Source organism: Actinosynnema sp. ALI-1.44, from assembly GCF_001984155.1.
GTDB lineage: Bacteria > Actinomycetota > Actinomycetes > Mycobacteriales > Pseudonocardiaceae > Kibdelosporangium.
Window position 1 is genome coordinate 473410 of sequence record NZ_MTQO01000051.1, and the last position, 22718, is coordinate 496127.

20 protein-coding genes are annotated in these 22718 nt (G+C 68.1%); 15 read left to right on the forward strand and 5 right to left on the reverse strand.

The annotated features are described in order from the left end of the window. The first annotated feature begins 1 nt into the window (after nt 1). The 4 genes from ALI144C_RS37260 (at nt 2) to ALI144C_RS37275 (ending at nt 6760) form a co-directional block, all read left to right on the forward strand. The gene (locus tag ALI144C_RS37260) at nt 2–1840 is read left to right on the forward strand and encodes a dipeptide/oligopeptide/nickel ABC transporter permease/ATP-binding protein (protein WP_076991910.1); all 1839 of its coding nucleotides are present in this window, start codon (nt 2–4) and stop codon (nt 1838–1840) included. Next, entirely contained in the window at nt 1837–2829 is a 993-nt protein-coding gene (locus ALI144C_RS37265; RefSeq protein WP_076991911.1) for an ABC transporter ATP-binding protein, read from the forward strand. Before ALI144C_RS37260 ends, ALI144C_RS37265 begins: the two co-directional genes overlap by 4 nt. After that, nucleotides 2826–6119 carry a serine hydrolase gene (locus ALI144C_RS37270; RefSeq protein WP_076991912.1) on the forward strand — a complete coding sequence of 1098 codons (3294 nt, stop codon included), beginning with the start codon at nt 2826–2828 and terminating at the stop codon, nt 6117–6119. Before ALI144C_RS37265 ends, ALI144C_RS37270 begins: the two co-directional genes overlap by 4 nt. 239 nt (nt 6120–6358) lie before the next feature. Beyond that, complete coding sequence (locus ALI144C_RS37275) at nt 6359–6760, forward strand: nuclear transport factor 2 family protein (RefSeq protein WP_076991913.1); 402 nt, start codon at nt 6359–6361, stop codon at nt 6758–6760. A gap of 40 nt (nt 6761–6800) precedes the next feature. Here ALI144C_RS37275 and ALI144C_RS37280 read toward each other — a convergent pair whose 3' ends face one another. The 3 genes from ALI144C_RS37280 to ALI144C_RS55925 form a co-directional block, all read right to left on the reverse strand. After that, the gene (locus tag ALI144C_RS37280; RefSeq protein ID WP_076991914.1) at nt 6801–7031 is read right to left on the reverse strand and encodes a hypothetical protein; all 231 of its coding nucleotides are present in this window, start codon (nt 7029–7031) and stop codon (nt 6801–6803) included. 274 nt (nt 7032–7305) lie between these two features. Then, on the reverse strand, nt 7306–7881 hold the full coding sequence (locus ALI144C_RS37285; protein WP_076991915.1) for a hypothetical protein: 576 nt from the start codon (nt 7879–7881) through the stop codon (nt 7306–7308). Continuing rightward, on the reverse strand, nt 7830–8027 hold the full coding sequence (locus tag ALI144C_RS55925; protein ID WP_076991916.1) for a hypothetical protein: 198 nt from the start codon (nt 8025–8027) through the stop codon (nt 7830–7832). Before ALI144C_RS55925 ends, ALI144C_RS37285 begins: the two co-directional genes overlap by 52 nt. A 323-nt stretch (nt 8028–8350) precedes the next feature. On the opposite strand from ALI144C_RS55925, the gene ALI144C_RS37295 reads away from it, so the two are divergent. Then, a complete protein-coding gene (locus ALI144C_RS37295; RefSeq protein WP_237774509.1) occupies nt 8351–9844 on the forward strand; it encodes an endonuclease/exonuclease/phosphatase family protein in 1494 nt (497 codons plus the stop codon). 70 nt (nt 9845–9914) lie between these two features. Here ALI144C_RS37295 and ALI144C_RS37300 read toward each other — a convergent pair whose 3' ends face one another. Then, complete coding sequence (locus tag ALI144C_RS37300) at nt 9915–10268, reverse strand: VOC family protein (RefSeq protein WP_076991918.1); 354 nt, start codon at nt 10266–10268, stop codon at nt 9915–9917. Between the two features lie 149 nt (nt 10269–10417). Between ALI144C_RS37300 and ALI144C_RS37305 the strand changes: the two genes are divergently transcribed. The 7 genes from ALI144C_RS37305 to ALI144C_RS37335 all read left to right on the forward strand — a co-directional run bounded on the left by ALI144C_RS37305 (nt 10418) and on the right by ALI144C_RS37335 (nt 18770). After that, nucleotides 10418–12400 (forward strand): M4 family metallopeptidase, encoded by a 1983-nt coding sequence (locus ALI144C_RS37305; RefSeq protein ID WP_143231092.1) that lies wholly within the window; start codon nt 10418–10420, stop codon nt 12398–12400. Nucleotides 12401–12436: 36 nt separating this feature from the next. Beyond that, nucleotides 12437–12943 carry a hypothetical protein gene (locus tag ALI144C_RS37310; RefSeq protein ID WP_076991919.1) on the forward strand — a complete coding sequence of 169 codons (507 nt, stop codon included), beginning with the start codon at nt 12437–12439 and terminating at the stop codon, nt 12941–12943. Continuing rightward, a complete protein-coding gene (locus ALI144C_RS37315) occupies nt 12940–14436 on the forward strand; it encodes a hypothetical protein (protein ID WP_076991920.1) in 1497 nt (498 codons plus the stop codon). Before ALI144C_RS37310 ends, ALI144C_RS37315 begins: the two co-directional genes overlap by 4 nt. Beyond that, nucleotides 14436–15362, forward strand: a complete 927-nt coding sequence (locus tag ALI144C_RS37320; protein WP_076991921.1) for a polyprenyl synthetase family protein — start codon at nt 14436–14438, stop codon at nt 15360–15362. Before ALI144C_RS37315 ends, ALI144C_RS37320 begins: the two co-directional genes overlap by 1 nt. Further along, complete coding sequence (locus ALI144C_RS37325) at nt 15359–17170, forward strand: FAD-dependent monooxygenase (protein WP_076991922.1); 1812 nt, start codon at nt 15359–15361, stop codon at nt 17168–17170. Before ALI144C_RS37320 ends, ALI144C_RS37325 begins: the two co-directional genes overlap by 4 nt. Then, nucleotides 17167–17646, forward strand: coding sequence for an RICIN domain-containing protein (locus tag ALI144C_RS37330; protein WP_076991923.1), 480 nt, complete (start codon nt 17167–17169; stop codon nt 17644–17646). The genes ALI144C_RS37325 and ALI144C_RS37330 overlap by 4 nt, the downstream gene beginning before the upstream one ends. Nucleotides 17647–18188: 542 nt before the next feature. Next, complete coding sequence (locus ALI144C_RS37335; RefSeq protein WP_076991924.1) at nt 18189–18770, forward strand: SIS domain-containing protein; 582 nt, start codon at nt 18189–18191, stop codon at nt 18768–18770. 163 nt (nt 18771–18933) lie between these two features. On the opposite strand, the gene ALI144C_RS37340 is transcribed toward ALI144C_RS37335, so the two are convergent. Further along, nucleotides 18934–19857 (reverse strand): EamA family transporter, encoded by a 924-nt coding sequence (locus tag ALI144C_RS37340; protein ID WP_083753728.1) that lies wholly within the window; start codon nt 19855–19857, stop codon nt 18934–18936. A gap of 68 nt (nt 19858–19925) precedes the next feature. On the opposite strand from ALI144C_RS37340, the gene ALI144C_RS37345 reads away from it, so the two are divergent. From ALI144C_RS37345 to ALI144C_RS37355, 3 genes are all read left to right on the forward strand, one after another. Continuing rightward, nucleotides 19926–20786, forward strand: a complete 861-nt coding sequence (locus ALI144C_RS37345) for a LysR family transcriptional regulator (RefSeq protein WP_076991925.1) — start codon at nt 19926–19928, stop codon at nt 20784–20786. A gap of 83 nt (nt 20787–20869) precedes the next feature. Beyond that, complete coding sequence (locus tag ALI144C_RS37350; RefSeq protein ID WP_076991926.1) at nt 20870–21415, forward strand: hypothetical protein; 546 nt, start codon at nt 20870–20872, stop codon at nt 21413–21415. 280 nt (nt 21416–21695) lie between these two features. After that, nucleotides 21696–22640: an SRPBCC family protein gene (locus tag ALI144C_RS37355; RefSeq protein WP_168211449.1), complete on the forward strand. Its 945-nt coding sequence runs from the start codon at nt 21696–21698 to the stop codon at nt 22638–22640. Nucleotides 22641–22718: the final 78 nt, after the last annotated feature.

Below are 22718 nucleotides of genomic sequence, written 5' to 3' on the forward strand. Positions count from 1 at the left end.
GATGGCGAAGGCCCTGCGCACCCCGGTGGGCGCGTTCTCGGCGGCGCTGCTGGCCCTGGTGCTGGCGCTTGCGGTGCTGGCCCCGATCCTGTGGCACGGCAACGCGTTCGAGGTCGACACCGAGGCGATCGGCCAAGGACCGTCAGCGGCGCACTGGCTGGGCACCGACAACCTCGGGCGTGACGTCCTCTTCCGTGTCCTGGTGGCGACCCGGCTTTCGGTACTGCTGGCGGTGCTCGCGACGGCGATCGGAGTGGTGACCGGGCTCGTGCTCGGCACGCTGCCTTCGTTGCTGCCTCGTTCGGCCGCCCGGCTGGTCACCGCGGCGGTGAACATCGCGGTCGCGTTCCCCGGGCTGCTGCTGGTGCTGTTCTTCTCGGTCATCTTCGGGGTCGGGACGCACGGCGCGGTGCTGGCGGTCGGTTTCGCGCTGGCACCGGCGTTCGCCCGGCTGGCGCAGACGTTGTCGGCTTCCGTGGCGGGCCAGGACTTCGTGTCCGCCGCGCGGATCTCCGGCGTCGGCCGGATCCGGCTGCTGGTCAGGCACATCCTGCCCAACATCGGCGAACCGCTCGTGGTGAACGCGACCATCGGCGCCGGTGCGTCGCTGCTGACGTTCTCCGGGTTGTCGTTCCTCGGCATCGGCGTGCAGGCACCGGACTACGACTGGGGACGGCTGCTCGGCGAAGGGCTCAACGGGATCTACGTCAACCCGGCGGCCGCGCTCGCGCCCGGTGCCGCGGTGGTCCTGGTGGGACTCGCCTTCAACCTGGCGGGGGAGACCGTGGCCGGGGTGATCGGTGTCCGCACCGGCTCCCGGACGTCGGCGCCGCGGCCACACATCCCGGCCAGGGAAGAGGTCGCCGAGGACCGTGACGGCGCCCTGCTGGTGGTGGAGAACCTTCAGGTGGCCTTCCCGCGTCCATCCGGGTGGACCGTCCCGGTGCGCGGCGTGGGTTTCACCGTCCGGGCAGGCGAGGCGATCGGCGTCGTCGGTGAGTCGGGCTCGGGCAAGAGCCTGACCGGCCTGGCGGTGTCGCGCCTGGTCGAATCGCCTGCCGTGGTCACCGCGGACCGGCTCGAGTTCGCCGGGAAGCCGGTGCTGACGACACCGGAACGGGAGCTGCGCGGCCTGCTCGGCACATCGCTGGCGATGGTGTTCCAGGACCCGATGACGTCGTTCAACCCGACCAGGCGGATCGGGCACCAGCTGGCGGAAGTGTCCGAACAGCACCAGGGGTTGCCGCGTGCCAAGGCGTTGGCGCGGGCCGTGGACCGGTTGCGCGCGGTGCGGATCCCCGCCGCCGAGCGTCGCGCCAGGCAGTACCCGCACGAGTTCTCCGGCGGGATGCGGCAGCGCGCGATGATCGGCATGGGCCTGATGGGCGATCCGCGGCTGATCATCGCCGACGAACCGACCACGGCACTGGACGTCACCGTGCAGCGGCAGCTGCTGCGTCTGCTGGCGCGGACCAGGGCCGAGCGGGACACGGCGATCATCCTGATCAGCCACGACATCGCGGTCGTCTCCCAGACCTGCGAGCGGATGCTGGTGATGTACGCGGGCCGGATCGTGGAGGACCTGCCGTCGGCCGCGACGCCGCGGCATCCCTACACGCGGGCACTGCTGGCAGCGTCGCTCGACCTCGAGACCGATCGTGACGCGCCGCTCGTGGTGATCCCCGGTCGTCCGCCGGAACCGGATCGCGTACCCGACGGATGCGCGTTCGCCGACAGGTGTCCCGTGGTGACCGATCGGTGCCGACGCGAAGACCCGGTCCTGGAACGGGTCGACGCCACGCACCGCGTCGCGTGTTGGCACAAAGGAGGTGCGGCGTGAGCGATCTCGTGTTCGACTCGGTGAGCGTGCGGTACGGCGGCAGGCGCGGTCTCACCGCGGTCGACCACGTCGGGCTGACCGTCCCCGCCGGGCAGGTGGTCGGGCTCGTCGGCGAATCGGGCTCGGGGAAGTCGACGCTGGCCCGCGCCGCGGTCGGGCTCTCGCCCGTCAGCGCCGGGCGGGTCCTGCTCGGCGGAGTGGACGTTCGGGAGCTGCCCCGGCGCCGTCCGCTGCAGATGGTTTTCCAGGACCCCTATTCCTCTTTGGACCCTCGGATGAGCGTCGGGGAGTCGATCGCCGAAGCGATCCCACGCGGTGTCCTGCCCGGCCGCGGCGCGCGCCGTGACGAGGTCGCCCGCCTGCTGGACCTGGTCAACCTCGATCCGGATCGCGCCGGTCACCTGCCGGGCGGGCTCTCCGGCGGGCAGCGGCAACGGGTGGCGCTCGCCCGCGCACTGGCCGGACGGCCCGAAGTGCTGATCGCGGACGAGATCACCTCGGCGCTCGACGTCTCGGTGCAGGGGGCGGTGCTCAACCTCGTCCGATCCCTGCAACGGCGGCTCGGCCTGTCGATGCTGTTCATCTCGCACAACCTCGCCGTGGTGCGCTACCTCAGCGACATCGTCGCCGTGATGTACCTCGGCCGGATTGTCGAAGTCGGCCCGGCAGAGCAGGTGCTTACCGAGCCGCAGCACCCCTACACCCGAGATCTGCTCGCTGCGGCACCGTCCGCGCACACCTCTTTGTTCGACACCGGTGTGGACACGGCGACCGCCGACACCGAACCCGCCGACCCGCACCACCCGCCGAGCGGATGCCGTTACCGCACGCGATGTCCGGTCGGACCGCTCGTGCGCGCCGACCGCGAACTCTGCCGCCAGGCGGATCCCACCGAGGACGCGGCACACCGGCGGCACTCGGCGGCCTGCCATTTCGCTGAAAACCACAGCCACCAGTCTGTGATCTCCCGAGGAGCAAGCGCATCATGACACGACGTCTCGGCCTTGATGACCTGTACGACATCGCCGTCCCCAGCCAACCCGCGCTGTCCCCGGACGGCGGCCGGATCGTGTACGTCGTCCGCACCGCGGATCGCGACAAGGACCGCAACGTGTACACGCTCTGGGAGGTCGGCGCCACGACCGGCGAGGCCCGGCAGCTCACCCACGAAAGTGCTGACACGGCACCGAGTTGGGCGCCGGACGGATCACGGATCGCGTTCCTGCGCGTCCAGGACGGTCCGCCGCAGGTGTGGCTGCTGCCGTCGGCGGGCGGGGAGGCCGAACGGATCACCGAACTCCCGCTCGGGGCGGGTGCACCGGTGTGGAGTCCGGACGGCAACCGGATCGCGTTCTCGGCCGCGGTCGACCTCGCGGGCGAACCGGCGCGGAACGCCCCGGTGGTGGCGGATCGCTTGGACTACAAGGCCGACGGTGCCGGGTTGATCAAGACCGTCCGCAAGCACCTGCACGTCCTCGACGTCGCCACGAGGACAGTCCGGCAGGTCACCTTCGGCGATTGGCACGCGGGCGAGCCCACCTGGTCGCCCGACGGCACCCGCCTGGCGTTCGCCGCCGGACAGGACGCCGACGCGGACCTGACCTTCCGTTCAGGGGCCTATGTCCTCGACGTGACCACGAGAACCGCGGAGCCCCGGCTGATCGGCTCGGGCGAAGGCATGGTGGGGCAGGTCGGCTGGACCGCCGACGGCGGTGCGCTCCTGGTGGTCGGACGCCGCGACACCGAGGTCGGCCATCTCGCGCTGCTGCGGGTTCCGCTCGACGGCGGGGACGCGATCGACCTGACGGCGTCCCTCGACCGCAACGTGATGCCCGGCGGCGCGGGCTACCCGGGCGCGATCCCGAAACTGACCGCGGACGGCGGTTCGGTGCTGTTCGGTCTCCGCGACCGTGGCTGCACCCACCTGTACTCGGTGGACATCGACGGCGGAAAGCCGCGCGCGGTCCTGGTAGGCGCCGACCGCGTCGTGTCCGGAATGGACACCGCAGCCGGGCGGGTGGTGGTCGTCCTGGCCACGGACACCTCGTTCGGGGACATCGCGGTCGTCGACCCGGTCACCGGCGCTGTCGACGTGCGCACCCGGCACAGCCTCGCGGTCGAACTCTTCCCACGCGAGGCACGGGAATTCACCACCGGCGACGGCACCGTCGTGCACGGCTGGCTGCTGCGGGACCCGGCGAGGACCGGCGCCGCGCCGCTGCTGCTCGACATCCACGGCGGACCGCACAACGCATGGAACGGCACGGCCGACTCGATCCACCTCTACCACCAGGAGCTCGCCGCACGAGGCTGGGCGGTGCTGCTGCTCAACCCGCGAGGCAGTGACGGCTACGGCGAGGACTTCTTCACGGGCGCCGTCGGCGAATGGGGCCGAGCCGATGCCCGTGATTTCCTCGACCCGGTGGATCAGCTGGTCGCCGAGGGGATCGCCGACGCGGACCGCCTCGCCGTGGCGGGGTACAGCTACGGCGGGTTCATGACCTGCTACCTGACCAGTCGCGACGACCGCTTCGCCGCTGCCGTCGCGGGCGGTGTGGTGAGCGATCTGACCAGCATGGCAGGCACCTCCGACGCCGGGCACTACCTGTCCGTCGCCGAGCTCGGTGGCCGGTCCGGCGACCAGTTCTCGCCGTTCGCCCAGGTCGAAGAGGTGCGGACGCCGACGCTGATCCTCCAGGGCGCGCAGGACGACCGGTGCCCGGTCGGTCAGGCCGAGCAATGGTTCAGCGCCCTGCGTACGCGTGGCGTCCCGTCCCGGCTGGTGCTGTATCCGGAGAGCTCACACCTGTTCATCCTGGACGGCCCGCCGTCGCACCGCCTCGACTTCAACCGGCGCGTGCTCGAATGGGTCGAGCAGTACGCGGCGCCGGTGGGCGGCGTGTCGCGGGTCCCGATCGACGCGGCGCACTGGCGGCGCCGTCTGGCCGAGCTGGCGCGCAAGTACCGCGTTCCCGGTGCGGTGCTGGGCATCACGCGGGTCGACGACGCGGAGGTGCACGTCACGTACGGCGTGCTGAGCACGGCGACCGGTGTCGAGGTCACCGAGGACTCGGTGTTCCAGATCGGCTCGGTGTCGAAGGTGTGGACGTCGACCGTGGTCATGCAACTGGTCGACGAGGGGCTCATCGACCTGGACGCGCCGATCTCCGACGTCGTCCCCGAACTGCGGCTGGCCGACCCGGACGTCGCGAAGCAGGTGACGATGCGGCACCTGCTGACGCACACCAGCGGAATCGACGGCGACGTCTTCACCGACACCGGCCGCGGCGACGACTGTCTCGAGCGCTACGTCGAAGTCCTCGACGAGGCGGCGCAGAACCACCCGCTCGGCGCGACTTTCTCGTACTGCAACTCGGGCTTCGTGCTCATGGGCCGGGTGATCGAGAAGCTCACCGGGCTGACCTGGGACGCCGCGATGCGGGAGAAGCTGTTCACCCCGCTGGGCCTGACGCACACCGTGACCCTGCCCGAGGAAGCGGTGATGTTCCGGGCCGCCGTCGGTCACGTCGCCACCGGAGACGAGGACCCGAAGCCCGCCCCCGTCTGGGGCCTGCCCCGGAGCATGGGACCGGCAGGCTTGATCACCGCGACGACCAAGGACGTGCTCGGGTTCGCCCGGCTGCACCTGACAGGCGGTCTCACCCCGTCCGGGGAGCGCGTTCTGACGGCGGAGTCCGCCACCGCGATGGCCGAGAAGCAGACCGACATCCCCGACACGCACTCGCTCGGCGACTCGTGGGGGCTCGGCTGGATCCGCGACGAATGGGACGGCAGGAGGGTCATCGGCCACGACGGCAACACGATCGGGCAGTCGGCGTTCCTGCGGCTGCTGCCCGACGAGGGGCTCGCCGTCACCCTGCTCACTAACGGGGGCAACACCCGAGACCTGTACCAGGAGCTGTACCGGGAGATCTTCGCCGAGCTCGCGGGCGTGACGATGCCGCAGCCGCTCGTGCCGCCCGAGACTCCGATCACCGTCGACGCTTCGAGGCACATCGGTGTCTACGAGCGAGCCGGTGTGCTGATGGAGGTCCTCGGCGACGGGGACAGGATCCGGCTCCGGCAGACCGTCACGGGTCCGCTGGCCGATCTCGTGCCGGAGAAGACGACGGAGCACGACCTGGTCCCGGTGACCGACTCGCTTTTCGTCTGCCGTGAGCCGGGAGCCCGGACGTGGACACCCGTCACCTTCTACACGTTGCCGACCGGAGAGCCGTACATGCACTACGGGGTGCGGGCGACGCCAAAGGTGTCCTAGGTGTAATGCCCCGGGAGGTTGTGAACGTGGGACACGCAGTCGGATGATCTTGAGATGAGGGAAGATCTCCGAGTTCGGTGTGGATCGCGACATGGATATGACACCCTTTGTGTCAGGCCGCGTGGCAGTCAACCGCACCTCAGGGGAACGTGGCGCGAGCCAGCCATCGGTACGCGCTGAACTGAACGGTGTCAGCCGAAGGTGACCAGGCGTTGAAATTCCGGGGAGGCGGAACTGTCATGACTGACGATGTGGCCAGCCAGGTGATCAAGGCTGAGCAGGATCGGATCCACTGTCTCCTCGACGTGGATCGCGGCACCTACGACCGCTTGCACGCCGCGGAGTACCGGTTGTGCAACCCGACCGGCACCGTGTGGACGAAGGCCGAATACCTCGATCTCCTCACCACCGGGCGGGTCGTCTACCGGGAACTGGGGTTGATCGGCGACGTGGACGCCATCGTCGGCGCCGACGTCGTCGTCCTCCGCTACCGGTGCGTCATCGAACTCACCGTCGACGGCGCGGACATCCCGCGGCACGAGGCCTGGCACACCGACGTCTACACCAATGCCAGCGGCACGTGGCGTTGTGTCTGGTCGCAAGCCACCGGCATCACGGACCTTCCGTTGGCCGCACCCTGACCCAGCACGAGGAATGCGGGACTGGTGTTCGCCGAACCCCTCACGTGTGGGGGACATCGACTGGACGCAGCGCCGCCAGCAGATCCGGCAGGTTCGGATGCCCGGCTGGTACGGACATGGTCACCAGGCAGTGGAGGTGATCCGGGGAGGCGGCAATCATGTTCTGGATGTAGCGCACCTTCGTTGGCGTCGGGGTGTTGTTGGTGACCTGGGCGGCCAGCGCGGAGCGGTGCCGGGCGAGGTCCGCCGCTGTGAACGGCGCATCCGGCACGGCACTTCACACGACGCGCAGCCCGGCATCGCCCGGGGTGGACGGGCCGCGATCAGAGCCCGGACCTGGTTCTGCGCTGTGGTGAAAGCGGTGGCGTCGAAAGCGTTCTGCCATACCGTGCAGAGGCGGGCGATGTGCCTGCCTGCCCGGTCCGCGAAGCACTTATCGTCGTCGTCACCGAGGTTGCGCAACTCGATGACACAGGGTGTCTCGAACAGTTCGTGCGGCGGGGTGGACCTGCTGCCCGCCAGCGTCGCTCCCTTCGCGCCCACCATCAGGCAGTGCAGCCGGGCACGAGGGCGGCACCCATGTTCTGGTGGATCTCTTCACCGTACTTGCGGTCTCGCAGCACGTCCTCGATCTTGTCGTGCAGGTCCACAAGGGACGGCACGAGTGCGTCACGGTCCTCCGGTGCCGGATGGGGACCGAGGGCCCGGTTGACCGAGGTGTTGAGGTTCCAGCCGCGCTCCTGGTAGATCCGCAGCATCGCCTCCTCCAGCACGTACGGCATCCCCGCGTACATCGGGAACGACGCGTTGAACACGGCTTTCAACAGGTCGATGTGCCGTAACAACGGCACGGAGTCCACGGGCACGAACGGGTTGATCCGCAACGGCAGCCCGCCGTCCTCGCCGATGGTGAACACGCGGACCCCACCCGGCACTTGTCCGGTCAGAGCCCGGTACTCGGCCTTGACCGCGCCCGGCAGTGCCTGAGCGCGCACCGAGCGGCCGAAAGCCCCAGCGGAGCGCCGAATGTCGCCCCATGTCAGGCCCGAGTTCGCGGCCCGCAGTCTGATCAGGTCGCCATCGGACGCGCTGAGCACGCCCGCGGTGACGGCGGTGTCCACGACCCGGCCATCCACGTGCGGTCGACATCCGCGGCGCCCGGTTCGGCGACGTCAACCGCGGCGACCTCCCACGAGGTCTCCCGCTGGTTGCGTTTCGCCTGCCGCCCACGAAACCGCGCCACCTCCCGCTCGGCGATCCGCAACACCCAGGTGAGAAAACTGGACCTCGAACTCCGAATCCGAGGTCACCACGCTGCTCTCTCGACACCGGGACAGCGAAACGCAGAACCAGCTGAACTCAGTGCGCTCAATGCCAATGGTTGTACGACGACGGCCAATGACTGGGGGCGGTTCGGCCTGAAGACTTGAGCTCGGGCAATCCGCTCGGTTGCCGATCTTTGATATGGAGGAACAGGATGCGACAACGTTCAGCGCCAACACCGTTCCTTGCTGTTGGGGGAGGACCATGCTGAAAGTCGTTACGCGGGCGCCGTCTGTTGTCGCCATGGTAGCCGCCGTCGTGGCCACCATGGGCGTCGGGAACAGCGCGGTCGCCGAAACGAACCCCGTCATCGCCGCGGCCAAGGTGTGCAACATCGGAAGCTGCAGCGCGGAAGCGACCCTCACTGTCGACGGCGCAGGCCGTGAGATCCTGACGGTCAGCGACAACCACGCCGACGACAGTTCGGCGGTTGCGGTGTACTGGGTCGAAGGTCGTACTGGCCCGCCCACATACGTCTGGGCCCACGGCAACGGCACCAAGACACGCCACCAGATCGAGCCGGACGTGCCCGCCGGGAAGTACGTCAAGTTCCGCGCCTGCATCGGGGAATACGGCGCCCGCCAGGTGCTGTGGGACACCTGCGGCGAGACCCAGCAGCCTGCCGGGGTGGCCGCACGCCACGATGCCCCGGTGCTCACTCCGGAGTCCGGGACAACCGCGCAGGCCGCGGCCGACAAGGTCAAGGTCATGAGTTGGAACCTGGGCGCGGGTGCGAATTTCCAGGAGATCGACGGCTGGGCTGACACGATCGCTGCCCACCGGCCCGACGTCGTCGGTGTGCAGGAAGCCTGCAAGACCGATATCGACGGAGTGGAGAAAAGGCTTCGGGACAAGCACGGCCTCGACTACCAGCTCGAATACGGCATGGTTGAGTCCAAGCCGGGGCCCTGCGGCTTCCCGACGACTGATTTCGGGCAAGCCATGCTGTCGCTGCGCCCCATGACAGACGTGAAGATGGTCAGGTACCAAGTCCAGAACCCGGACGAAAAACGTGGTTACATGTACGGCACCATCAATGTCGACGGTGGTCTGGTCCGGGTCTTCAACACCCACCTCGAAGAGCCGAGCAAGCCGGAAAAGACCGCGCAGGCCAAGGAATTGGCCGAAGCGACCATGAGCATGCCACGGGCGCTGGTCCTCGGCGACCTGAACGCGCAGCCAGAGGACGGCCGGGAAACCACCTACCTGCCGCCGGATCAGCAGACCCATCTGGTGCCGCTGTTCAACGCGGGCTTCCGCGATATCGATCGCAACTGCAACCGCAACCGCAACCCCGGTTGTCTGCAGACTCGAGACAACTCGCCCAGCAAGTACGACTACATCTTCATGCGGCTGTTGACCGAGACCGCGCGACCTGCGGTGCCCGACACCACGTTCTCCGACCACCGGCCAGTCATCGGCACCGTTGAGCTGAGCCCCGGCTGGGAAGATGCGGCGGCCTGCAACTACAACAGTTGCGTCGCCAAGGTCACCTTCAAACACGATGGCGAACACCTGCTCGTCGAGGACACCAATGCGAACGGCCTTTCCGCGGTCGGCGTCTACTGGGTCCAGGGCAAGGGGCGACAGCACACCGTCGTCTGGAACTCGCACGGCCACGACAGCCCCAAGAATCCGGTCGACGAGAATCTGACCATCGCAGAAGGCCAGTGGATCATGTACAGATCGTGCAGTGGCCACGGAGGCGCCAAGATCGTCTTCTGGGACACCTGCGGCAACGTCCACTTCGCCTTCGCCTGAGAACCGCCGACGAACCACCATCGCGCTCCCGGCTCGTCCAGCCGGGAGCGCGTGCACGCGGGGAACTGAATCAGTCCTGGTCCGGTGGGCTCACCAGTTCGTACACGTTGCCGTCGGGACCGCGGAAGTGCTGCCAGGTCGGACCGGGTTCGCCGACCAGTTCCACGCCCGCCCCCCGCAACCGCGCCACGGCCGCGGGCAGGTCGCGCACCGTGAACCCGGCGACCGGTCCGGTGACGAAATGTTCCTTGCCCTGGTAGTCCTCGCCGAACACCTCGACGTTGTTGCCTTCGGGAAGCTTGAACACCCAGAAACCCGGCTCCTGGTGCGCCAGCGGCAGCCCGAGCACAGTGCCGTAGAAGTCCGCCAGTTCACGCGCCCGCGCGGTCCGTGTCCCCAGCCAACCCAAACCGATGATCTCCATGACCACCTCCTCGACCTCCCATCGAACAACTTCGACGCCGCTTGAGGTCAAGGGCGCGTCACCTCGTGAAAACCTCGCGAAAACGCGAAGAAACAGGCGGATGGTCTGCTGATGCCCGTCATGCGGTCCGTGCGAGGGGGCGATCAGGGTTGAGATCCATTCATCCAGCCGGTGCTGTGCTGGCCATCGCGGCGAGTGTCGTGGTCGCCATACCGGTTGAGGCGGGCGCCGCTGCGGTCACCACCGAAACTGTGGCCGTTGCCCGTGCGCAGCGGTCGATCGCCTCGCATCCCAAGGCGATCCAGGGCAGTGCGGGTGATCAGTACTCCGTTTGGCGGACCATCGTCGACAAGGACGGGTCGAGCCACGTCCGGTATCGGCGGACTCATCGCGGCCTGCGGGTCATCGGTGGGGACTTCGTCGTGCACAACGGCCCCGATGGTTCGTTCAAGGGCACGACCGGCGGGCTGCGGACGCCGCTCTCGGTCGACATCACGCCTTCGGTCAAGGCCGCGCCCGCGACCGTGACGGCCCAGGCGCAGTTCCGGGGCAGGATCGAGAAAGTGGGCGCGCCGGAGCTGGTGATCGACGCCAAGGACGGCACCGGGGCGTTGGCATGGGACACCCTGGTGTCCGGTGTCAGCGAATCGACCAAGGACATCAGCCGACTGCATGTCCTCGTCGACGCGGCATCCGGCAAGCACATCAGGTCGATCGACGAGGTGAAGTCCGTCGAAGGTCTGGGCGACGGGGTGTACGAGAGAGGCGTGCCGGTGGAGACCACCCAGCGCTCGAATCCCTTCCGCTTCGAACTTCGGCACCCGACACGCGCGAACAGCTACACCTGCGACCTGATGAACAAGGGTACCGAGAGCAGTTCGAGCGACCCGTGCTCCCCGATGTTCAGCACGAACAATTTGTGGGGGAACGGATCCCAGTCCGACAGGAACTCAGCCGCCGTCGACGTCCACTTCGGAGAGTCGGTGTGGCACAGCTACGTCAAGAACGCGCACGGCCGCGACGGCATCTTCGGTGACGGCCGCGGTATCCCGGCCAAGGTGCACTGGGGCAACAACGTCGTGAACGCCCACTACTCGCTGAGCGGCGGTGAGGACCATGTCGCGTTCGGCGACGGGCTCAGCAACTCGGCACCGCTCACGAGCATCGACATCGTCGGGCACGAGTACACCCACGGGCTGACCGACTACACCGCCGCGCTCGAGTACTTCGACGAGTCCGGCGGACTCAACGAGGCGACCAGCGACATCTTCGGCACCATGACCGAGTTCCACGCCAATTCGGCGACACCACGGCCGAACTACGCGATCGGCGACCGCATCAGCGGGATGCCGACGCGGTTCATGTACGACCCCGCTCTGGACGGGAAATCCGACTCGTGCTGGACGACCGGCACGGCCTACAAGGACGTGCACTACTCGTCCGGTGTCGGCAACCACTTCTTCTTCCTGCTGGCCGAGGGCAGCGGCAAGACCGCGTACGGCACCAGCCCGACCTGTGACGGCTCCACGGTGACCGGCATCGGGCAGGGCAAGGCGGCCGACGTCTGGTTCCGGGCGCTGAACGTCTACTTCACGTCCAACACCTCCTACGGCGGGTACAACGGCGCCCGCAACGCCACACTGCGGGCCGCCGAGGACCTGTACGGCTACTGCAGTACCGAATACCGCGCTGTACAGGCATCCTGGAACGGCGTAGCGGTGGTCGCGACCCAGGACCCGCCCTGTGGCAACGAGTACCCGCCGAAGTGCCCGCCTGCCGCCGTCAACGACACGAACGTCGCGATCCCGGACGCCAAGACGGGCAGCCCAGGCACCCCGGCGAAAAGTGAGATCCAGGTCAGCGGTTGTGAAGGCGCTGCGACACAGGGCATCAGGATCGACGTCGACATCAAGCACACCCTCCGCGGTGACCTGAGCGTCGTCCTCTATGGACCTGGCAACAGCTCATGGGTGCTGAAGAACAACGATCCCACCGACGGCCGGGCCGACATCAAGCTGTTCTTCGTCGTGGACGCGCGCACTGTCACCGCCAACGGGACGTGGCGGCTGGAGGTGCAGGACTTCGTCAGGGCCGACACCGGCCACATCGACAGGTGGGCGTTGTCCATCTAGACACAGTCATTCTGGGACACTGGGGGCACACCGAAAATGGACATTCCTCGACGGCGGTTCATCCAGGCGACCGGAGTCGGATCCGCGGTGATCGGCGCCGGGCTGGTCGCGACGGCACCGGCCGGGGCCGAACACGTCATCTTGACACCCGATCAGCGCAGGATGGTGTTGCGGGTCGCGGAAACCGGGACCGCAGTGCCGTCGGCGCTGCCGGATCTCGACGAGCCGGGTTCGGCGATCAGCAGGGCGACCGGTGACCGGCTGGACGCCCACCTCGCCCGCCTCGCGCCGGACCGGGTCGCCCTGGTGCGTGACGGCGCGCAGGGGTTGATCGCGGGCGGTCTGCTCGCCGCGGACGACAAGAAGATCGCGACGGTGATCGGCCAGCAGGTCGCGGGTGGCACGCCGCCCGCGCCGCTGGTTGCTGTCGTCTCCGCGGCTGTGGGGACGGTGTCGAAACGGCTCGCGCCGACCGCAGACGACGCGGCACGACTGTGGCTTTCCGCGCTGTGGGCGCGTTACCAGGCTGGGGGACAGAAGTGACGATCGAGCAACACCGGGACGCGCTCAGGCGCGGCAAGCAAGCCATCCACCAGCAGTTCGGCGGCGACCCGAACGTCACCGGGGTCGGGATCGGATTCCGGTGGCGCGGCGGGGAACTGACCGACGAGCCCGCCGTCATCGCCCTGGTCGCCAAGAAACGCCCGGAAGGCCACGTCGCACGCAGGCGGCTGCTGCCACGAAGTGTGGATGTCGGCGGCCGCGAGTACGGCGTCGACGTCGTCGAGGCGGGCCCGTTCTTCACCGATCCGCCCGCCGCGGAGTCGCTCGGCCCGATCACCGACAAGTTCCGGCCGTTGCGCCAAGGAAGCCAGATCGGCAACGCCACGGACCGCGGCGTCGGCACCTTGGGCTGCATGGTGCGCGACCGCACCGACGACACGTTGTGCGTCCTGACCAACAACCATGTCATCGCCCGGCTCAACCAGGGCAAACCCGGCGAGAAGATCTTCCAGCCGGTGCCCAGCGAGGTCATCGGGACGCTGAAACGGTATGTGCCGATGCTGGACATGCCGCTCATGAACCAGGTCGACGCCGCGATCGCGTCGGTGACCGACGAGTCGCTGGTCAGCAAGGCCATCGTCGGCGACCTGATGCCACCGGTCTCCACCCGTCATCCCGCGGTCGGGATGGTGGTCGGCGGTGACACGATGGGCACCACTGTCATGACGCCCATCGCTCCCACGCTGGACCGGCTCGGGGTCGACCTGATTCCCGCCAATTCCGTGGGACGCGTGACCGTGGGGATGAACATCGACAAGGTCGGCCGCACCACCCGGTACACGTCGAGTCGTGTGGTGGCGGTCGACGTCGTGGCCGATGTCGTCTACCACGACGGCGTCGGCCGGACGTTCGACAACTTCTTCGTGGCCAACCTGTTCGCTCTGCCAGGAGACTCCGGATCCGTGGTGTGCGCAGGGGGCGACGGGCGAACACTGATCTCCAGGATCGTGCTCGCGTGTTACGTGCTGACCGCGGTCGGTGGCATGTACGCGCTGCCCTTGGCCGCCGACAACCCGTTCGTCGACCGGCTGCGTGACGAGTTCTTCGCGCTGACCGCGGTCGGCAGGTTGATCAGCAGCATCGTCTACATCAACTCCGACATGGTGCTCAGCCGCAGCGAAGGCGTGGTCGCGACCGACACCGAACGCAGCGAGGCCAACCGGCTGTACACCAAGTACCGGCAGTTCGTCGAGAACGCGCTGAACGATCCGGACCGGCCCGACCTGGTGGTCACCAAGGAACACCTGGAGGACATGGCGTTGGCGAACTACGGGCTGAAGCTGCGGATGCGCACCCAGGCCGAGACGACCGCGGCGGACGCGCTGTTCAACGAGCTGGCCAAGCCGACGCTGGGGATGAACCATCGGCAGATCCTGGACTACATGAACGACCCCAAGGTCTTCCAGCGGGTGTACGACATCTTCCGCAGCGTCCCGAGCCTGGAGATGCACGGACCGATCACGGGCAGCTGATGAGTCGCCCGTACGAGCACAGGGTCACCGACCGGCTCAACGCGGCGGCGTCGGAACTGGACGAATCCGTGCGTCCACTGGTCAGCAGGTTGATCGACCAGCCGGGTAAAAGGTTGCGCTCGACGTTGCTCGCGGCGTGCGTGCCGGGTACCGGCGTGGATCCGGCTCCGCTGGGTGCTCTCGTCGAGCTGGTGCACGTGGCGTCGCTGTTGCACGACGACATCATCGACAGGGCGGCGGTTCGGCGGGGTCTTCCGGCGGCGCACGTCGTCGCCGGGGAGGAGCGGGCGACACTCGCCGGACTGGCGTGCTTCGCGCTGGCCGGCAAGCTCGCCGCTGACCTGGGGCCAGGTGTGAGCATGGCGGTGAGCGCCGCGGTCGCCGAACTGTCCGTCGGCGAACTGCTCGACGTCCAGCGGGCGTTCGACACCGAACTGTCGATCGAGGACTACCTGGAACTGGTGACACGCAAGACCGGCGAGTTGTTCCGGCTGCCGTGCGTGTTGGGCGCCCTCGCCGCGGGCGCCGATCGCGCGACAGCCGCCGTACTCGCCGAGTTCGGGCTGGAGCTGGGGGTCGCGTTCCAGATCATGGACGACTGCCTCGATCTGCGCGTCGGTCAGGACGTGGACAAGCCCGTCGGCACCGATCACCAGCTCGGCCTGTTCGGTGCGCCGACCCTCTTCGCCCTGCGCGTCGACGAGGATGGGAGCCTGAGAAGAACTCTGCTGTCATCGTCGTTCGGTGCGCACGACATGCCCGGGGTGCGGTCGATGGTCCTTGATCGCGGTGGCTTCGCCAGCGCCACCCACCTCGCCAGGGAACGCCACGCGAACGCACTCGTCATCCTGAACCGACTCGAGGACGAAGACCTGCGAGCGTCCTTGCGAACCGTGGGTATGGCGATGTGGCAGGACGTGACGTGACTCCGGGCGTGTTCGTAGTCGGTGCGGGACCGGCGGGCAGCGTGGCGGCGGTCGCGCTGGCCCGGCAGGGGCTGACGGTTCAGGTGGTCGACCACGACGCCGACAGGGGCGAGAGCCACGACCTCCTCGTCAACGCGCCGACTCTGGCCACACTGGACTCGATGGGCGTGCTGACCGGACTGCGGGTCCGGCCTGTGGACGAGATGGAGATCCAGCTCGGCCGGGCCCGGCCGCGGGTGCTTTCCGGGCTGGGCGGCGCAGTGGTCGACCGCGATCAGCTGCGGTGGAACCTGCACGCGCTGATGGCCGACGCGGGCGTGGAGCGAGTCAGCGGGTTGCCGAAGGGCTCGTGTCATCTGATCATCGCCACGGGTGCGGGAACCCGGCCATCCACATCGGTGTATTCGACGGGCCGGACGTACGCGCGGACGTTCGCGGGCCACGCGGATCGGGTCGTCCTCAGGTCGGTCACGCCGAACGCGGACGATCCACGCCAGATGCCCTCCTTCCTGCGTGTACTCCCAGGTGACGACGGTGTGCTGACGGTAACGCTGACTGTGCTGGGTGACCATGAGTTCGACCCGGCCATGCTGGCCGGTCCGTTCGAACCCGTCGGTCCGGTCGTCAGCGGGCCGGTGGACACCGGGTTCAGCCCTGATCTGGCCGTCGGCCCGGACTGGATGCGGATCGGTGACGTGGCCGGCCTGGTGAACCCGTTCACCGGGGACGGGCTCGGTCACGCGGTCGAGAGCGCGATGCTGGCTGTGCGGAGCATCGTCGACCACAAGGCGGATCCGGCGGCCGCCCGCTCCGCGTACCGGCGGAGACTCGGCTCGGCGTTCGTCGGCTACTTCGAGACCGCGCGGCACGCGGCTCGCCGATACCACCTCGCCTGGCGGATCCTGGAATCGGCGGCCGAGGACGACGGGCCGTTCTTCGTCAAGGGGCATCGGGCGATCCTGTTGCCGGAAGGAATCGGCGGTCTCGCGACCGAACGCATGCCGCGGGACTGGTCGATGGTGCCCTTCCTGACCGCCTGCGACGAGGTCGCGGTGAGCACTGTCCGGCACGAATGGCCCTTCCTCGCACGTCTGCTCGCGGACGAGGGATCAGGTGCGGGACAACAGGTGCGGCCCGCGCTGCTGTTCGCGTCTGCGCTGACCGCGTCCGGTGGTCCACCGGATGTCGGGTACGCCCCGGTCGGCGCGGCGATCGAACTGGCCACCCTTGGCACGCTCGCCTTTCTGAGCCCGAGCGGACACCGCCCGCCGCCGGGCCGGGGGATCGACTGGACGATGGCAACCACTGTCCTCGCCGGTGACTTCCTGCTGTCCCAGGCGTCTCGGCTGGTCGCCGCCGCGGCTCCGGACTGTTCATGGGCGTTCGCGGAGTGGCTGGCGGAACTGACGGCCATGCGTGCCACCAGGGCACCGGCGACCGCCCTGTTCGGCGCGCTGTTCGAGTTCCCGGCGCGGATCGGGGCCCAGCTCGCGACCACGGACCCAGCGGTCGTGCGTGTGGTGCGGGACATCGGTCACCACTGCGGTGAGATGTTCCTGCTCGGTGAGGACGTGCTCGCCTTGCGGGGTGAGCGCACCCGGCTGGACCTGACGGCGGCGGGCATGGCCGATCGGGGCATCTCCTCCACGCTCGGCCTGGCCGCCGCCGAACTGTCCTGTGCGGACACACACCGGCGAACCCGCGAAGCCGCCGCGAAGATCCCGCACCTCCGTTGCGCCCGCCTGCTTCTCGGGTTCGCCGACGCCGTCGCCGCGCCTGTGACAAACGGAAAGGAAGACCAGCCATGAAACTCTGGTCAGTGGGCCTCCTCCTGGTCGCCCTGACGATCGCCGCCCCGGCCGCGGAGGCGGCACAGGGCAGCTATCCCATGCTCCGCAACGCCCACAGCGGCCGCTGTCTCGACGCGGACCTCAACACGATCACGGCGAACGGCACCAAAGTCCAGCTGTGGGACTGCAACGGGCAGAACCAGCAACGCTGGCGCGAAGCCTACGACAGCCCGAACCGGATACTGAGCAGGCGCAGCTTCCGGTGCCTGGACACCGACACCAGCTCCAACGGTGCCAACGGCGGCAAGGTCCAGCTCTGGGACTGCACCAGGAGCCTCCAGCAGAACTGGTACATCGACGGCCAGACGATCAGGACCCGCTACCACGGCAAATGCCTCGACGCCGACCTCAACACCATCGGTGCGAACGGGACGAAGGTGCAGATCTGGGACTGCAACGGCTCACCGCAGCAGCGGTGGACCCTCGTCCCCTGAGATCGGCATCGCGGGGACGCCGGGCACCCTGGGGCGTGCCCGGCGTCCGGGCCGGTGACCAGGTACTCGCCGCGCTGTGCTCCGCCGCCGGTGTGGAAGCCGAACGACCGGGTGACCTGGTGACCTGGTGGTCGCTCTCGCTGATCGACCGCGCCCGTTCGTCGCCTTCATCGACGCGCTCGACGAGGCCACCGACGCGCTCGAAGTCGCGGCTGGCTTTCGGCACGCGACGGCACCTGTCGAATGAACCCGATCGAGTTCACCCGGGCGGTCGGCAGCACTCGTCGTGAGCGACGCCGATTCCCCGGTTTGGGCGTACCGACCGGAAGCCCGGGTGTTCCGGATCGCCACTTCTCGACTGACGGATCGCTGACGCGGATCCGACGTGTCGTGGACGCATTGCTCGTCCGCCTCACCGGTCAACGCCACCGTGGTGAACAATTCCGGTCACAGCACTAGCCAAGGCTCCGGGTCTGCCGGTTGGCTGACGGCAAGATCGTGAAGCACCGCCCAGCAGAGCTTGGGTGCACCAGAGGAGGACCATGTCGATCACCATCCAGCCCACCGCGGAGCCCGGCCGGGCCGCGGCGACCGCCGCCCGCGCGGTGCTGCGCAGAAGCCGCGACGCGGTGAACACCATCCCCGACGACGCCGTCATGGCGGCGATCGAACCGATCGCCGCCATGACGGGCAGGGTGATCATCACCGGCGTGGGGACCTCAGGCGACCTCGCCAGGGTCGGCGCGACCGTTCTGTCCAGCTGCGGCACCCCTGCCTACTTCCTGCACGCCACCGACATGCTGCACGGCGCGAGCGGTGCCGTGGTGGCAGGCGACGTCCTCATCGCGGTCTCCCAGTCTGGCGACACCCCGGAGGTCGTCCAGTCCGCCATCGAAGGCCAGCAGTGTGGCGCGCACGTCATCGTGCTGACCTCCGTACCAGGCAGTGCGCTCGCCGCGCCCGGCCGGACTGTCGTCGTGCTCGACCTCCCCGAGGAAGATTTCCCGCTGGCCTCGACTGTCGCCCGAACCATGTGGTTCGTCGCCCTCGCCGAAGCTCTGCACGCTTTCCGCACCGCGTCGGACAGGGTGGTGAGACTGGGACGAAGCGACGACGACCTCTGACGGCCACAGGGGCCGCACGGGAGCAGGGCGGCCGCGGCGGCCACCGCGGTCACCGTGGTCACGGCGGGAAGCCGAGTCGTTGACGAAGGCGGCGTAACCGATCGTTCCTCCTGGCCGGGGGTTTCAGTGCGGTCACGCTTGGCGTTGGCACGCCTGTTGCTGATCAGGTACGGGATGAGGTGACCCCTCGTGCTGTCACCGCGGTGTTGCTGACGACGATCAGTCCGATGCCGATCCATTCGTTCAGGTGGAGGGTCTGGTGCAGCAGCACCCACCCGGCCAGTGCCGCCCAGACGGGGTTGATGCTGGTGAAGGTGCTGAACATCCGGGCGGGCACCCGGCGCAGGGCGAGCAGGTCGGCGACGTAGGGCACGATCGAGGACATCACCCCGCAGGCCACCGCCAGGAGCATCGCCGCGGCGGTCGGGGTGTGCAGGGCGAACCAGACCGCCGCGATCGGGGTCCAGGCCGCGGCGGAAACGACGCTGGCCACCGCGGTTCCCTGCAGGCCGGGAAGGCGCTGGCCGATGGTGCGGTTGAGCAGGATGTAGCAACCCCAGGCGGTCGCCGAGAGCAGGGCCAGAAGTATGCCGACCATATCGGTGGTGGGCCCGGGGGCGGTCAGCACGACCACGCCGACACCGGCCATGACGGCGCAGGCGATGTCGGGTACTCGTCGTGAACTGGCGATGGCCACGGTCAGCGGGCCGAGGAACTCGAGCGTGACGGCCAGGCCGAGTCCGATGCGGTCGATCGCGGCGTACAGGCTGAGGTTCATCACGCCGAACACGGCGACCAGGCCGAGGATCGGCAGCCACTGGTCCTTGCGCAGGCCACGGAATCTCGGGCGCACGATCGGTGTCAGGACGACCGCGGTCACGAGTTGGCGGACGGCGACCACGCCGACCGGACCGATGGCGGGGAACGCCATCGCGCCCAGTGCGGCCCCGGCCTGGTTCGACGCCGCGCTGGTGAGCGCCATCGCGACGCCGGCGCCGCGTTGACGCGGTGTCGCCGTCGCAGCGGACAGCTGCTGGTTGTCGGCGGGCGCGTTCTGCGTGCGTACTTCGGCGTCGAGGGTGTTCATACGCTCACCGTAGGAGCGCCTCTCTGCATAACCTAGTGCTCGTTCTGACGTTGCCATACGCTCTGGTTATGGATTGGAGCCTTCGGGAGCTGCGGTTCTTCGTCGCGGCCGCTGAGTCCGGGTCGTTCACCGACGCCGCTGCGCAGTTGCACGTCTCGCAGGCCGCTGTCTCGCGCACGATCGCCAGCTTGGAGAAGACAGTGGGGGACAAGCTGTTGTGGCGGGTTCCGCGAGGGTGCGAGCTGACCAGCACCGGGCAACAGGTCCTGCCGCATGCTCGGCGAGTGCTGTCCGAGGCGGACCGGTTCACCGAGTTCCTGACCGTGCGTCAAAGCGTCCTGCGGTTGGGGTACGCCTGGGCGGCTCTCGGGCGGCACACCGCGCGCCTGCGGCGAAACTGGGGCCAGCGCCACGACGCGATCGATCTGCAGCTGGCGCGGCACAACTCGCCGACGGCCGGCCTGGCCGAGGGGCTGTGCGATGTGGCGATCGTGCGGATACCGGTCGACGAGAAGCGGTTCGACTCCGTCGTGGTAGGACTCGAACGCCGGTTGGTCGCCTTCGCCTCCGACGACGCGCAGTGGTCGCGCCGACGTCAGCTGAGCATGGCCGAGATCGCGGGCCGCACGGTGATCATCGACCCTCGCGTCGGCACCACCAGCAGCCACCTGTGGAGCGGCGCCGAGCACCCACCCCGGTTCATCGAGTCCACCGACGTCGACAGTTGGCTGGACGCCATCGCCGCCGGGCGCGGCGTGGGAACCACCGCGGAGGCCACCGCGCACCACCACCCGCGCCCGGGGGTGACCTACCGCCCCATCAAGGACGGCCCTCGTATCCCGGTCAGACTCGCCTGGTGGCGTGACAACCGGCTCAACGGGCTGCGGGACCTCGTCGACACCATCACTCAGCTCTACGCAACGACATGACAGCGACATGACGCCGCCGCGGACGTTCCGATCTGTCGTGCGGCTCGCGCGTCGGCTGGGAGCCTGTCTGCTGTAATGTCCTCATGGATTCCACCGTTCACCAATATCTGGACGATATCCAGTCGTCGGACAGGGGCGCGCGCAACAGCGCGTACGAGGCCATCATCGAAGTCACGGAGAATCGTGTCGACTGGGCATATGACGTCTGGGACGAGGTTGTCTCCGCCATGGCCCACAAGGACAACCAGGTTCGCTCGATCGCCTCCCAGATTCTGTGCAACCTGGCGAAGAGCGACCCGGAAGAGCGTATCGTCAAAGACTTCCCGGCACTGCTGAAAGTCACGAAGGACGATCGGTTCGTGACTGCCCGACACTGCCTGCAGTCGCTCTGGAAAGTGGGCGTCGCCGGTCCGCGCCAGCAGGAAACGTGGCTCAAGGGGATGAAGCGGCGCTTTTCCGAGTGCGCCGAGGAGAAGAACTGGTCGCTGATTCGTTACGACATCATCCAGAGTATGCGCAACGTCTACGATGTCGCAGAGGATGACAAGATAAAGAAGGCGGCAGAAAAACTCATCGAGAGTGAATCCGACGACAAGTACCGAAAAAAGTACGCGACGATCTGGAAATGACCGGACGAATCCCGGCCGGGCTTTCCTGTCGGTGACCTGCGTGTGCGCGCCTGTCGGCTGTGGGCTTGTCGTGTATTTGCCGAGTGGCCGGCGCGGACCGTGGTCAAAGCGCTTGTGGGCGTGGTCTCGGCCGTCACGAGGGCCTGCCGAGCAGTACAGGGAGTGATCGTATGATGTGTCCCAACCGCTGGTGATGGCGAGCTCGAGAGATGGGGGCACGCACATGGAGCGCACGAACAACAGAACGGTTGACCTTGTCCGCGAGACCGAGCGTGAGCTCATGCGCGGCCATGTCGAAGCTGGTGACGCCGAGACGTTGGTGATGCGCCGCCGCTACCGCGCGTCGATCGAGGACGTGTGGGACGCCTGTACCGACCCTCGCCGGCTGGCCAAGTTCTTCATGAAACCCGTCGGAGACTTCAACGTCGACGGGAAGTTCGAGTTCGAAGGCAACGCGCACGGGGAAGTCCTGCGGTGTGAGCCGCCGGAACTGCTGCGCTTCTCCTGGATCTACGGGTCGTCGGACCGGGACGAGGTCGAGATCCGGCTTTCGCCCGAGGGTGCCGAGACCACGGTTCTCGAACTGGAGCACGCCTCCACGACCAAGCTGGCCGACAGCCTGCTCAACGACCCGGAAACGGGGATGTGGGGACGGGGTACCGGCTGGGAACTGGGACTCATCGCCATGGAGGCCCACCTGTGCGGCGAGTTCCCCGACTTCGACCTGGCGTCGCTCGACGAGGACTCGCCGGAGTTCGCGGAAGCGGCCGAGTTGGCCGATCGAGTCGGTGAGGCGTGGGCGAAGGTGCTCGACGCGTCGGAGTTCCGGCCGCGCAAGCAGGCGAACGCGGGGCAGGGCAGCCGGACCGAAGCGTTGCTCGCGAACCACCTCCGCGGCAGGTCGGCGGAGGCGGTCGCGCTGTTCGACCGGTTCGTCGAGTTGGTCGAACGGGCTGGGTCGTTCACCTTCGTCGTATCGCCGACGACCGTGGGGTTCAAGGGCAGCCGTCGCGCGTTCGCGGGCGTCCAGATCAAGGACGACATGCTGAAGATCTTCCTTGACCTGCGGTTCGAGCTGCGCGACGCCCGCGTTCGGGGTGTCAAACCGCACAGCGGATCGCTGTACGCGCACGAGTTCCTGGTTGCCGAGCCGGGCGAACTGGGCGACGAGTTCGCGGCGTGGGTCGATGAGGCGTTCGAGGTCGGCGAGGGAATCGGCAGCTGAGCGGATCACTCCATAAGAGACAGTCTAGTAAGGACGCAAAGGCGGGTCGCGCAGGTAGCCCGTGTGGTGCTCGAAGGC